This is a genomic window from Virgibacillus sp. MSJ-26 (assembly GCF_018918075.1).
Classification (GTDB): Bacteria; Bacillota; Bacilli; order Bacillales; family Amphibacillaceae; genus MSJ-26.
The window spans coordinates 1-13,730 of record NZ_JAHLPW010000020.1; the positions used below are offsets into that span (position 1 = coordinate 1).

The 13,730-nt window shown below is 36.5% G+C and carries 14 protein-coding genes, 1 tRNA gene and 1 pseudogene; 14 read left to right on the forward strand and 2 right to left on the reverse strand.

Annotated features, from left to right (window positions below; genetic code table 11):
- The 13 genes and pseudogenes from KQI49_RS15535 to KQI49_RS15595 form a co-directional block, all read left to right on the forward strand.
- Nucleotides 1-298: pseudogene (locus KQI49_RS15535) on the forward strand (HPr(Ser) kinase/phosphatase); the annotation flags it as partial.
- An 11-nt stretch (nt 299-309) separates the two neighbouring features.
- Nucleotides 310-1,149, forward strand: coding sequence for a prolipoprotein diacylglyceryl transferase (gene lgt / locus KQI49_RS15540; protein ID WP_216490423.1), 840 nt, complete (start codon nt 310-312; stop codon nt 1,147-1,149).
- A 31-nt stretch (nt 1,150-1,180) separates the two neighbouring features.
- Nucleotides 1,181-2,146 (forward strand): nucleoside recognition domain-containing protein, encoded by a 966-nt coding sequence (locus tag KQI49_RS15545; RefSeq protein ID WP_216490424.1) that lies wholly within the window; start codon nt 1,181-1,183, stop codon nt 2,144-2,146.
- Entirely contained in the window at nt 2,115-2,762 is a 648-nt protein-coding gene (gene ppaX, locus KQI49_RS15550; protein WP_216490425.1) for a pyrophosphatase PpaX, read from the forward strand. The genes KQI49_RS15545 and ppaX overlap by 32 nt, the downstream gene beginning before the upstream one ends.
- A 25-nt stretch (nt 2,763-2,787) precedes the next feature.
- The gene (locus KQI49_RS15555) at nt 2,788-3,312 is read left to right on the forward strand and encodes an acyltransferase (RefSeq protein WP_216490426.1); all 525 of its coding nucleotides are present in this window, start codon (nt 2,788-2,790) and stop codon (nt 3,310-3,312) included.
- A 202-nt stretch (nt 3,313-3,514) separates the two neighbouring features.
- A complete protein-coding gene (locus KQI49_RS15560; RefSeq protein ID WP_216490427.1) occupies nt 3,515-5,182 on the forward strand; it encodes a glycerol-3-phosphate dehydrogenase/oxidase in 1,668 nt (555 codons plus the stop codon).
- Nucleotides 5,183-5,265: 83 nt separating this feature from the next.
- Nucleotides 5,266-6,255 (forward strand): tetratricopeptide repeat protein, encoded by a 990-nt coding sequence (locus KQI49_RS15565; protein ID WP_216490428.1) that lies wholly within the window; start codon nt 5,266-5,268, stop codon nt 6,253-6,255.
- Nucleotides 6,256-6,355: 100 nt separating this feature from the next.
- Entirely contained in the window at nt 6,356-7,306 is a 951-nt protein-coding gene (gene trxB / locus KQI49_RS15570; RefSeq protein ID WP_216490429.1) for a thioredoxin-disulfide reductase, read from the forward strand.
- A 482-nt stretch (nt 7,307-7,788) separates the two neighbouring features.
- The gene (locus KQI49_RS15575; RefSeq protein WP_216490431.1) at nt 7,789-8,256 is read left to right on the forward strand and encodes an NUDIX hydrolase; all 468 of its coding nucleotides are present in this window, start codon (nt 7,789-7,791) and stop codon (nt 8,254-8,256) included.
- A gap of 47 nt (nt 8,257-8,303) precedes the next feature.
- On the forward strand, nt 8,304-9,194 hold the full coding sequence (gene rapZ, locus KQI49_RS15580) for an RNase adapter RapZ (protein ID WP_216490433.1): 891 nt from the start codon (nt 8,304-8,306) through the stop codon (nt 9,192-9,194).
- A 1-nt stretch (nt 9,195) separates the two neighbouring features.
- On the forward strand, nt 9,196-10,164 hold the full coding sequence (locus KQI49_RS15585; RefSeq protein WP_253286871.1) for a gluconeogenesis factor YvcK family protein: 969 nt from the start codon (nt 9,196-9,198) through the stop codon (nt 10,162-10,164).
- A 32-nt stretch (nt 10,165-10,196) separates the two neighbouring features.
- The gene (gene whiA, locus KQI49_RS15590; protein WP_216490441.1) at nt 10,197-11,153 is read left to right on the forward strand and encodes a DNA-binding protein WhiA; all 957 of its coding nucleotides are present in this window, start codon (nt 10,197-10,199) and stop codon (nt 11,151-11,153) included.
- A gap of 88 nt (nt 11,154-11,241) precedes the next feature.
- Nucleotides 11,242-11,502, forward strand: a complete 261-nt coding sequence (locus KQI49_RS15595; RefSeq protein ID WP_216490443.1) for an HPr family phosphocarrier protein — start codon at nt 11,242-11,244, stop codon at nt 11,500-11,502.
- A gap of 88 nt (nt 11,503-11,590) precedes the next feature.
- On the opposite strand, the gene clpP is transcribed toward KQI49_RS15595, so the two are convergent.
- Nucleotides 11,591-12,190 carry an ATP-dependent Clp endopeptidase proteolytic subunit ClpP gene (clpP, locus tag KQI49_RS15600; protein ID WP_216490445.1) on the reverse strand — a complete coding sequence of 200 codons (600 nt, stop codon included), beginning with the start codon at nt 12,188-12,190 and terminating at the stop codon, nt 11,591-11,593.
- A gap of 273 nt (nt 12,191-12,463) precedes the next feature.
- On the opposite strand from clpP, the gene KQI49_RS15605 reads away from it, so the two are divergent.
- Nucleotides 12,464-12,537 (forward strand) — tRNA-Arg (locus KQI49_RS15605).
- 130 nt (nt 12,538-12,667) lie between these two features.
- Here the strand turns inward: KQI49_RS15605 and dpsA are convergent.
- Complete coding sequence (gene dpsA, locus KQI49_RS15610; protein WP_216490447.1) at nt 12,668-13,540, reverse strand: dipicolinate synthase subunit DpsA; 873 nt, start codon at nt 13,538-13,540, stop codon at nt 12,668-12,670.
- Nucleotides 13,541-13,730: the final 190 nt, after the last annotated feature.

Sequence of the window (13,730 nt, forward strand, 5' to 3'; positions counted from 1 at the left end):
GTTATTTGGTGCTGGAGCGGTCCGAAACTTTAAGAAAATATCAATGATCATTAACTTGGAATTATGGGATCAGAAAAAACAGTATGATCGACTAGGTTTAGAAGATGAAACATTAAAAATTATGGACGTAGATATACCAAAGGCTACAATTCCTGTGCGACCAGGACGAAATTTAGCAGTTATTATAGAAGTAGCTGCGATGAACTTTAGATTAAAGCGCATGGGTGTGAATACTGCCGAAGAATTTTCAGAACGATTAACAAGCATGATTGAACATGGAACAGACGGAATAGGATAGGAGTGTTTTGAATGAGTTGTAGTGCACCTTCATTAAATCGCGTATTTTTTGAGATTGGTCCTTTGTCTATCTATTGGTATGGTGTGATTATTGCTACTGGGGCTTTTCTAGGGCTTTATTTAGTGACAAGAGAATCTGATCGACTTGGACTAAAAAAAGATATCATGATTGATTTAGTTGTTTTTGCCATTCCAATATCGATTCTTTTTGCTCGAATATATTATGTCATATTTGAATGGGAACAATATGCAGGAGGTCCATGGTGGAAGGTTTTTGCAATCTGGGAAGGCGGTATCGCAATCCACGGTGCCTTAATCGGAGCCGTTTTGACAGCGATTGTTTTTGCCAAGGTTCGAAAAATTCCTTTCTGGCAGTTGGCTGATATTGCTGCTCCAGGCTTAATATTAGGACAGGCTATCGGTAGATGGGGGAACTTCATGAACCAGGAAGCCCATGGTGGAGCAATGTCCCAAGCGGCTTATGAAAATTTTCATCAATACTTACCAGATTTTATCATGAATCAAATGTGTATCGACGGAACGCTTTATTACCCAACCTTCCTTTATGAATCGGTATGGAATATCATTGTGCTTATTTTACTTCTATTATTAAGAAGAAAGAATCCATTACGTGGAGTTGTTTTCTTAACATATGTGATAAGTTATTCTGTTGGTCGATTTTTCATTGAAGGAATGCGGACAGACAGTCTTTACATTGTTGGACAAATACGTACGGCTCAGATGATATCTATTTTGTTGGTCATAGGAGCAGTAATCCTTATGATTTATCGTCGTAAAGTGGTCAATGTCCATTATGATGGTTCAAAAGTAAAAGGTAAAAAGAAGAAATAAAGTTTTGTAATGTAATAGGGAGGAAGAGAGAGTGTCAGCAATTCTTTATCGCGGTTGGCAACAAGGTCTTAAAACTGTTTGGACCTTAGGGAAAGTTATCTTTCCAATCACATTAATTGTAACATTTTTACAGTATACACCTGTTTTGCCATGGGTTATAGACAAAATCAGCCCATTTATGAAATTGATTGGCCTATCGGGGGAAACAGCTATTCCTTTAGTATTAGGAAATGCGTTGAATTTATATGCTGGAATTGCCGCGATAATTTCATTTGACTTTACTGTAAAAGAAGTCTTTATAATGGCGGTGATGCTGTCATTCTCACATAACTTATTTATTGAATCTGCGGTAGCATCGAGAGTGGGTGTTAGTTGGTGGATTATTTCAGGGATTCGAATCGGCCTAGCATTAATAGCTGCTGTGCTTATCAATGTCTTTTGGTCAGGCGGTTCTGAAGCAGCTCAATATGGTTTGATTTCTTCTAGTGAAGTTGTTTTAAATGGGTGGGGAGAGATTGGTATACACGCTCTGCAAACAGCATTGATTGGTATCATACAACTAGCCTTGATTGTTATCCCATTAATGATTGTCGTACAGTTCTTAAGAGAACTCGGTTGGTTGACTAAACTATCAAATGGCTTCGCACCTTTAACGAGAATGCTAGGGATGGATAAAAATGCCTCAATGACTCTTGTCGCTGGTTTAACAATTGGTCTTGCTTATGGAGCAGGCTTGATGATTCAAGCGGTTAAAGAAGATGGTGTATCAAAACGAGATATGACCTTAGCATTGATTTTCTTAGTATCCTGCCATGCTGTGGTAGAAGATACGGTCATCTTCATACCTTTAGGGATTCCTGTCTGGCCATTACTATTGATTCGCTTTGTTACAGCGGTGATATTGACGATAGCTGTTGCGTTTTTCTGGAAACAACCTACTGATAATAGAAGAAAGGAATTGAACCATGAACCAAAACATACGTACAATACTCTTTGATTTGGATGGAACGTTAATTAATACGAATGACTTAATTATTGAGTCGTTTAAGCATACATTTGATTATTATGGGTTAAATTTTACACACGAGGAAATCATTACTTTTAATGGACCTCCCCTTAGAGAAACTTTTAAGATGATTGATCAAGTACGTGCGGAGGAAATGATAGCTACTTATCGAGAACATAATCTACTCAATCATGATAACTATGTAACACCTTTCCCGCATGTAGTCGAAACCGTCCAGGAATTAGAAAAGCATGGATTTAATTTAGGCATCGTCACAACAAAGATGGAAAAATCTGTTGATAAGGGACTTGCGATTACTGGATTAAGACCATATTTTCAAACAATCATTACTCTTGATGATGTGAATAATGCCAAACCACATCCAGAACCGGTTATCAAAGCAATGAAAGAATTGCAGGGTGAACCTGAATCAACTCTTATGATAGGTGACAACTCACATGATATTGAGGCAGGGCACAACGCGGGTGTTCTAACTGCAGGTGTGTCTTGGGCTCAGCGTGGCGAAACTTTTTTACAACAGTTTAAGCCTAACTATATGTTAAAAGATATGAGAGAATTACTTGATTTAGTTTTAGAAAAAAGTTAAAGTTTGTCGGCAAGAGGTGTATTAATTGAGGAAAACGAAACGCTATCAAGTGAATCAAACGAATTCACTATGGCAAATATATAATACTGTCTCATTTTGGAAAGTCGCAAAAAACTTTATTGTCATCCAGCTGGGAAGATACACACCCTTTTTAGGCATGAAAAATTGGTTGTACCGCACATTTCTTGACATGAAAGTTGGCCAGTATACTGCTTTCGCTTTGATGGTGATGCCGGATATTATGTTTCCTGAGAAGATAATTATAGGACATAATAGTGTCATTGGTTATAACACGACCATTTTAGCCCATGAATATTTAATTAAAGAATATCGGATTGGTGAAGTGATTATTGGTGATGATGTGTTGATTGGAGCAAATACAACAATTTTACCTGGAGTAACAATAGGGGACGGTGCTATCGTATCAGCAGGAACCTTAGTTAATAAAGACGTCCCATCAGGTGCATTTGTAGGTGGAAATCCTATGAAACTTATATACACAGAAGAGGAAATGGCTGAGAGAGACGAAAGGGACACCGACATTAACTAAATAACCTGATTTTTGTACGGAAAACGAAATGTATGATGCAAAATAAAACTATAAATAAAGATGAGAAAACCGCCAATACTTGTCGTAAGATGGTAAACCTATTGCGGTTTTTTCTTTTTAAATCCATTTTAACCTCTTATATTTGAAACTTAATAAAAAGGGTACTATATATATTAAGTATTTTTATAAAGAGGTGTATATCATGACTTATTTTTCGAGTTTTAAACGACAAGATATTGTCCAATCCATGCAAGAAGAAAAACTTGATGTCTTAGTGATCGGAGGAGGCATTACGGGATCAGGCATATCTTTAGATGCCGTAACAAGAGGCTTAAAAGTAGGACTTATAGAGATGCAGGATTTCGCAGCGGGAACGTCGAGTCGCTCCACAAAGCTTGTGCATGGAGGTCTTCGGTATTTACAACAATTTGAAGTGAAATTAGTAGCTGAAGTAGGTAAAGAAAGGGCGATTGTTTATGAAAATGGTCCTCATGTCACGACGCCAGAATGGATGATGCTTCCTTTTCATAAAGGGGGTACATTTGGTCCATTAACGACTAATATAGGTTTGCGTGTGTATGATTTTCTTGCAGGGGTTAAAAAAAGCGAAAGACGTAAAATGTTAAGCGCTGACGAAGCATTGGAAAAGGAACCTTTAGTTAAAAGTGAAGAATTAAAAGGGGCAGGCTATTATGTTGAATATAAAACAGATGATGCTCGTTTAACCATAGAAGTATTGAAAAAAGCAGTGGAACATGGAGTGGACGCTATAAATTATACGAAAGCCATAGACTTTATTTATAATGAACATGGTGAGATTAGCGGAGTAAAAGTAAAAGATTTGGTAAGCGAACAAACCTACAGTTTATACGCAAAAAAAATCATTAATGCAGGTGGACCATGGGTTGATGATTTACGTACCATCGATCATTCCAAATTAGGAAAAACATTACATTTAACGAAAGGAGTTCATTTAGTGTTCTCCAAAGAAAAGTTCCCTTTGAAACAGGCGATTTATTTTGACTCTCCCGATAGTCGCATGATTTTTGCCATCCCTCGCGGTAATAAAACCTACGTAGGAACGACAGACACCGATTATAAAGGTGATATTTCTAATCCAACGATGACAGAGGAAGACCGCGATTATTTAATACATGCTATTAATTATATGTTTCCAGATGTGCATCTAGAGGTCGGCGATATGGAATCAAGCTGGGCTGGATTGAGACCTTTGATTGCAGAGAAAGAAGGCGCAACACCAGATGAAATTTCTAGAAAAGATGAGATTTTTATTTCTGATTCCGGACTTATCTCCATGGCTGGTGGAAAGTTAACAGGTTATCGAAAAATGGCTGAAACTGCCGTTAATACAATTGTTGAACAGTTAAAGAAAGAAGAGGGTGTTTTATACTCTTCATCAGAAACAAAGCATTTGCCTATAGCTGGTGGAGAGGTTGGTGGTTCAAAAGGATTTTTATCTTTTAAAAAACAAGCAATAAAGCAGGGGGAATCTTTAGGAATTCCACAAGAAACTGTACGAAAATTTATTGATACGTATGGTGCCAATGCCAAAATTCTTTTTGAAATATATCAAGCTCGCCAAGGTGAAGCTGAGCATGAAAATATAGATGCGCTCGTTTTTGCAGAACTCATATATGGAATGGAATATGAATCTGTTTATAAACCAGTTGATTTCTTTATTCGCCGAACCGGCGCCTTGTTTTTTAATATTGCATGGGTGAAACGACATAAAGCGAACGTTATTGAATATATGGGCAAGGTTTTAAATTGGAACGTTGAACAGAAAAATAAATATGTATCTGAACTGGATAAAGCCCTAGCAGAAGCAATAATTCCTACTGATACATAGCCTACTGGGATATAAGGGAGGTATATAAATACAGATGGATATATGGTATACTTTAAAAACAAAATGAATCTTTGGGGGAAATTATGCAACAATATAAAAAGAACAGAACAGATCAAGTTACAGCCAAGATAATCCCTTATATTCCTAATGGTGATTTTTGCTTTGTCAGAGGTGTCAAAGCATTTACAAATAGAAAATTTGAGCTGGCTTTGAAATGGATGAAAAAAGCTGTTGATTTAGATCCTAACCAACCATTATATCAATGCCAGCTTTCTGTTATATATACGGAAATAGGTCTTTACAATGAAGCAAATAAGTTATTGTCAACTGTACTGCAAACTTCAGATGATGAATATGTCGATTGTTATTACCTAATGGCAAATAATTATGCTCATCTCGGTCTTATGAATGAAGCTAAAAAGCATGCCCATCTGTATTTGGAGAAAGATTCCGATGGAGATTTTAAAGAAGATGCTTTTGACTTATTGGAATTACTTGAAATGAATGATGAAGATTTCATTGAGGATGACCTTCTCATTTATCAAGAAACAGTATTTCATCATATGGAAGATTTACAATGGGAACAAGCGCTGACTTTATTAGAAGAAATGTTGACCCTATTTCCGGATCATCATGCGACAAAGCACGATATTGCTCAGTGCTTATTTTATTTGGGTAGACAAGAAAAAGCTATCAATATGGAACAAGATCTTTTAATGGAAGAACCAAATGATTTATATAGCTATCTTAACTTGGCAAATTTCTATATAGAAAAACAAAATAAGCAAGCATACGATTATTACGTCAGCGTATTGCTTAATATACATCCCATACATGATCATCAAAAGTTAAGATTGGCCATAACCCTGGCTAAGGCGAATTATTATGAAGAAGCGTACCGTCGCTTCACGGTACTCACCAAAGAAATGGTCACAACGCATACTTCTTATTATCGCTGGTACAGTGTTGCTGCATATTATGTAGGTAAAACACAAAAATCAAGATGGTTATGGGAAGAGGGGTGTAAAATACATCCTAAATTGAAAGCCGAAACAGCGCCTTGGCAATCTTGAGCAGATTATTAGACTGTACTACGTTAATTTTATACCCTTAATATGGTTAGCAAAATGAGTAGATTTATTAAAATACACAATAGAAAAAGGGGCGAGTCTTATGTCCGAAGAGAGATTATATGATGTTATTATTGCTGGTGCGGGTCCAGCCGGAATGACAGCAGCTGTTTATGCATCTCGTGCGAATTTAGACACACTTATGATTGAGCGAGGTGTACCTGGTGGTCAGGTTGCCAACACAGAAGATGTTGAGAACTACCCGGGATTTGACCACATTTTAGGACCTGAGCTATCTAATAAAATGTTTGAACATGCGAAAAAGTTCGGTGCCGAATATGCTTATGGTGATATTAAAGATGTTGTTGACCATGGCGACTATAAAACAGTCGTAGCGGGTGACAAGGAATATAACACAAAAGCAGTCATTATTACTACTGGTGCTCAGTATAAAAAGTTGGGTATCGAAGGAGAAGAAGAATTGACAGGTCGCGGTGTATCATACTGCGCAGTATGTGATGGAGCCTTCTTTAGAGAAAAAGAACTATTTGTAATCGGTGGCGGAGATTCAGCTGTTGAAGAAGGAATGTACCTTACAAGATTTGCGAGCAAAGTAACAATCGTTCATCGCCGTGATGAATTACGTGCTCAAAAAATATTGCAAGACCGTGCATTCGAAAATAAAAAAATAGACTTTATTTGGAACACAGAAGCTGAAAAGATTAATGGTCCAGATGGAAAAGTAAGCAGTATACTCTTTAAAAATAGAGAAACTGGTGAAGAATATGAAAAACCGATTGATGGTGTGTTTATCTATATCGGTATGGTACCATTAAGTGAACCATTTAAATCATTAGGTATTACTGATGAGGATGGCTATATTCTAACAAACGCAAACATGGAAACTGAAATTCCTGGTATTTTTGCAGCAGGGGATATCCGCGAAAAGACACTTCGTCAAATTGTCACAGCTACAGGTGATGGAAGCATTGCAGCCGAAACCGCGCAAGCTTATATAGAGGAATTAAACAGTAAATTAAAAGCAAAGTCTTAAAAACCTTAAGAAAGTAATAAGCTTTTAATTTGCCTGTAACACTGTAGCAATACAAATGGGGTACACTGTAGTTAACTAATTGACCCCCTTTTTATTAATAGATTAGTTTTATTTAGCACAGGTGAAATATCCTGTGCCTTTTTTTGCTCTTTTTGGATTTAATTGTTTTCTGCTGCCTTGCGGATCGTCCTTGGAAAGTGCGCAGCCGATGAAACCAGGTAGTATAGTTGTGTTATCATCCTTGGAAAGTATCCCGCTGGTTAATCCGGGTAGTGTCCCCGCTTTATTCATTCTCAAAAGTACTTTATACAGTAATCAAGCATCATGATTAAATCATTAACTAATCAAATCCTTGTTGGTTTAAATTTATTCATTGTATAATAGAGTGAGATTATTATTATCCTGTTGCATTGGGCAACCAGGATTTCGACTCATAATAAAAATAGCGATGTTTATAATTAGTGATTAATGAGGTGAACATAATGCAACGTGTAACGAATTGCATATTAATGGAGAATGAACATATCTTAATGATAAAAAAACCTCGACGTGGATGGTATGCTATTCCAGGGGGTAAAATGGAAATTGGTGAGTCCGTTAAAGAATCTGTGGTCAGAGAGTATCATGAAGAAACTGCATTAAAATTAAATCAACCTGAATTAGCGGGGGTTTTTACTTTTAATATTTATGATAATGAGCAAGTTGTCCAAGAATGGATGATGTTTACATTTAAATGCGAAGCGTTTGAAGGAAAGCTAACAGATTACTGTGAAGAAGGAGAACTAGAATGGATTCCTTTTAATAAAGTAGCTTCCTTACCAATGGCTGAAGGTGACCGAAGAATATTCAGACACGTGCTAACATCGAAAAGATTACTGTATGGAACGTTTTCCTATACAAAAGACTATGAACTTATCGACTTTCGACTTGATCCCCCGCCAGGTAGGTAAAGGTGATATACATTGCATAACAAAATGCAAGTAGGAGGAATGGTAAAATGGCTGAAAAAGAAAATGAACAAGAAACGAATTTAATCGTTATAACCGGCATGTCAGGGGCGGGGAAAACAGTTGCCATTCAAAGTTTTGAAGATCTTGGTTATTATTGTGTGGATAATTTGCCCCCTACATTATTACCAAAATTTCTTGAGCTCATGAAGGATTCAACAAATAATATTCATAAAGTAGCTCTCGTCATGGATTTGCGAGGGCGTGAGTTTTTTGATTCACTTTTTGAATCTCTTGATACATTAAGTAGTGAAGATTGGATCAAAGAACATATTTTATTTTTAGACGCTAAAGATGAACAACTCGTAAGCCGTTATAAAGAGACACGCCGTTCTCATCCACTCGCAGTTGGTGATTTACCACTAAAAGGGATTCAACAAGAACGTAAAATTATGGATGAGTTAAGGGGCAGATCACAGCGCATCATCGATACTACTAACCTTAAACCAAAAGAGCTGCGGGAAAAAATATTACGAGCATATACAGAAGGGAAACAAGAGATTTTCTCTGTAAATATGCTTTCCTTTGGTTTTAAATATGGAATTCCCATCGATGCAGATCTTGTGTTTGATGTTCGTTTCCTACCGAACCCACATTATGTGGCTCACCTGCAACCACTGACAGGTTTGAACCCAGATGTTTCCACTTATGTATTCAAGTGGTCAGATACGCAAAAATTTAATGAAAAGGTCTTAGACTTATTAGAATTCATGTTGCCTCAGTATAAAAAAGAAGGTAAATCTCAACTTGTTGTGGCTATTGGATGTACAGGGGGGCAGCATCGCTCTGTTGCTCTTGCTGAATACTTTGCGAAACAATTATCGACTCATTATATAACACATGTTAGTCATCGTGATATCGATAAAAGAAAGAGTCATTAATATGGAAAAAGTAATGACAAATCAACCTACAAAAACGCGCATTGTCGTTATCGGTGGCGGGACAGGGATGCCTGTCTTGTTGCGAGGTCTTAAAAAGTTACCTATTGAATTGACTGCACTTGTTACTGTTGCTGATGACGGTGGGAGTACAGGTAGATTGCGAAATGAGATGGAAATCCCCGCACCTGGTGATATTCGGAATGTCATCGCTGCTATGTCTAATGTTGAGCCCATGTTAATTGAGTTATTTCAACATCGTTTTAACAGTGGTAACGGTCTATCTGGCCATTCATTAGGCAACTTATTACTTGCTGCTATGACTTCGATTACGGGAGATTTTTATACTGGAGTGGAAGAAATCTCTAGGGTTCTTAATGTGAAGGGACGGATTTTTCCTATTTCAAACGAAAACCTTTCTTTACATGCGGAAATGATGGACGGTGAGATTGTCTCAGGGGAATCCAAAATTCCCGAGGCTAATAAACCTATTAAACGTGTTTATTTAGAACCACAACCCATTCATGCATTTCCAAATGCTGTCGAGGCCATTTATGACGCTGAGTTAGTTGTGGTTTCGCCGGGAAGTTTATACACAAGCATTCTTCCTAGTTTGATCACACCTAAAATTGGTGAGGCTGTCCGTGAGTCAAAAGCCAAAGTAGTTTACGTATGCAATTTAATGACTCAGTATGGTGAGACGACAGGCTATACGGCAAGCCAACATGTGAAAGCTATCATCGACCATATTGGTGAGAATACAATTGATTCAATTATCGTTCATAATGAACCAATTAATCCAGGTATTCGCGAATTGTATGCAGAAGAGAATGCTGAGCCAGTTATTTATGATACGGATCAGTTATTAGAGCTTGGCTTAGAAATAATTGAAGGCGATATTATTGATCATAAGCGAAAGACTTTGCGTCACGATACAGAAAAGCTTGCAAAATTACTTTATTCACTTGCTTAATCTGTTGTTTTGATAAAGGAGGGGGGAGACAAATGTCCTTTGCTTCCGAAATAAAAAAGGAGTTAACTGGTATAGAAGTAGATGAATGTTGTACATCTGCTGAACTTGCTGCTTTGATTAGGATGAACGGAGTCATTTCTTTTTCACAACAAAAACAGAAATATACTCTGGATGTCCAAAGTGAAAATGCAGCTATTGCTCGTAGAATATACACTTTGATTAAAGCTACTTTTTCGGTGTCTGTTGAATTACTTGTCAGGAAAAAGATGAAATTAAAAAAGAATAATGTTTACATCGTCCGTTTAAAGGAAGATGCTCATCAAGTATTAACTGAGCTTGATATTTTAAAAGAACCACTTCATTTTGTTAGAACTATTTCCAAAAAGTATCTTAAAAAAGAATGTTGTCAAAAAGGTTACTTAAGGGGTGCTTTTTTAGCTGGTGGATCCATTAATAATCCGGAAACCTCTTCATATCATCTAGAAATCTTTAATTTCTATGAAGATCATAATGATGCATTATGTGATTTATTGAATAAGTTTGATTTAAAAGCTAGAAAACATGAGAGAAGAAATGGCTATATTGTTTATATTAAAGAAGCAGAAAAAATAACCAAACTACTAAATATCATTGGTGCTCATAATGCTTTATTTAAGTTTGAAGACGTTCGTATTGTGAGAGATATGAGAAATTCAGTCAATCGATTGGTAAATTGTGAGACTGCAAATTTAAATAAAACCATTGGAGCAGCGTTTAGACAAGTTGAAAATATACGTCTTATTGAGAACACTGTAGGTCTTGCTGCGTTGCCGGAAAGGTTACAAGAGGTTGCCATGTTGCGTAAGGAACATCAAGACGTTTCATTGAAAGAATTAGGTGAGCTTGTAGAGAGTGGTAAAATATCAAAATCTGGAATAAATCATCGGTTAAAAAAAATAGATGAATTTGCGGATAAAATCCGAGATGGAAAAATTCAGATTAATAAATAAGTTTCAATTTCAATTCTCCAAATCACATGGTATAATAACGATAATTTAAGCGATATTAAAATGCTCACATTTGAGGAGGATGAATGATTTGGTTGAGAGGTCAGTTAAAGTTGAATTGAAAACAGGACTTCAAGCACGACCAGCTGCACAATTTGTTCAAGAAGCAAATGGGTTTACTTCTGATATATACCTAGATAAAGATGGCAAAAAGATTAATGCAAAGAGCATTATGGGACTAATGAGCTTAGCTATAACAAGTGGAGAAACAATCACACTTATTGCAGATGGAGCAGATGAAGAAGAAGCTCTTAACCATCTAGAATCCTTTATTACTAAAGAGAATAAATAGATTTTATGTGATTCCAAGTAAAGATAATGCATTAAAGTAACAAAACCCCTGTCTATTTAAATGACAGGGGTTTTGTTACTCTACAATATTACTTTTCATCTTCATCAGGTTTACGTTCAAGCACTTTATCAATGAGGCCGTACTCAGCAGCTGCTTGAGCGGACATGAAGTTATCACGATCTGTATCTCGATCAATCGTTTCAATTGGTTGACCAGTACGCTCTGATAAAATTCTATTAATCGTCTCACGCATTTTTAAAATACGCTTAGCATGGATTTCAATATCCGTTGCTTGACCTTGCGTTCCACCGAGTGGTTGGTGAATCATAACTTCACTATTTGGCAAAGCGAAACGTTTACCCTTTTCACCAGCTGCAAGTAGAAAAGCTCCCATTGAAGCTGCCATCCCCGTACAAATGGTTGATACATCAGACTTGATAAACTGCATCGTATCATAGATGGCCATTCCAGCCGAAATTGAACCACCTGGAGAGTTGATGTATAAAGAAATATCTTTATTTGGATCCTCGGCTTCTAGGAATAGTAGTTGAGCAACAATCGTATTAGCAACATTGTCGTCAATGGCACTTCCTAACATAATAATACGGTCTTTTAATAAACGTGAGTAAATATCATAGGCTCTTTCCCCACGATTTGTTTGTTCGATAACTGTAGGTATTAAAGTCATTTGTAATTCCTCCTTAATTTAACTAAATTGTCCATTATAAATTAGTGGATACATTTTATAATAACGAATAGGTCAAAAAAGGTCAAACGATAACAGCTGATATAGTTGATATTTTTTTATCCCTTCGTTTTTAATGAATTATATGTAAAAAACATTGACATACAATTACAATCATACCCTAATTTAAATATTTATAAACACTTGATTCATTAATAAAAGACTTGTTAAACTAAAAATTACACGTTATAATAGACTTTGTGTTTATAAATAAATGCGCTCGTAGCTCAGTTGGATAGAGCAATGGTTTCCGGTACCATGAGTCGGGGGTTCGAATCCTCTCGAGCGCGCTAAAAACAATAAAGAGACAAGGGTGTGATGATATATGTCATACGCCTTGTCTTTTTTCTTTGCTTAGCGTATAACATTAAAACCTCTGTGGATAACTTTATACTGAAATTGGCCAAACGCTTTTGTTCTTTAGGGTTTCAGTAAATCAATGAACACATCAGAGATTAATCGACCTGCCGACTTTGGAGCGACTTTTCCAGGAAGCCCTAGCGCGTGAATAGCTTTAATACCCTTCTCTTGTGCTTTTTTAAAATCAACTCCACCTGGCGCTGAGGCTAAATCTATAATAAGAGTGGAACTATTTATAAAAGCTAGAATTTGAGAATCAATCACTTGATGAGGAATTGTATTAATAATGAGGTCATAGCTGTCCACTTCATTAAATAGGTCTTCAAACTTGACCGGAGACATCCGCATTTCTGTACATCTCGCTAGGTCAGAGGCCTTCCGGGAACTAACTCCAACATAGGCGCCAACGTTTTGAAATAAATGTGCGACCGTTACACCAACTCGGCCGAATCCAAGCACAAGCACATTCGAACCGTGTATCATTGTATCCGTTTCTCTCATGGCAATTTCTAACGTACCCTCGGCGGTGGGAATTGAATTAAGAATCGCCATATCATCACGTTTAAATAAACGGACAAGTGTGCGACCAGTCCGCTTGGCTAACCAATCCAGAAAAGATCCTGATATACCAGTGTAAATTGTACAATGTTCTGGTGTTTGTTTTATCATCTGTTCGGTCAACAGCAAATCGTTTTTACTAAATGGGGCAAGCTCAATTTTTCCTTGCTCGTTAGTCCCCGATACAGGTAGTAATATAGCATCCAATTTCCTAAAATCAACGTTTTCTAATGTTGTGTGAAGGACGTCCATCTGCTGAGGTAGTTTTTCAAATCCACAAACTTGAATCTTAACCCCATTAGATTTCAACTGTTGAATCACTTCAACATATCTTTCATCCCCACCAATTACCAAAATATTATGATTGCTTAACATTTACTCATCTCCCCTGAATATTTGAATTTCAGTTAAATAATATGATAGTTTGCCGATGGATATCAGTATTGATTGAAATTATCATCATAAAAATATGTTTGCAAAGAATATATTAAATAAAAATGTTTGACAAAGAACATTTTATGCTTAAGTATAAAGAAGTATTCTAAATATTATCATACATAAAAAA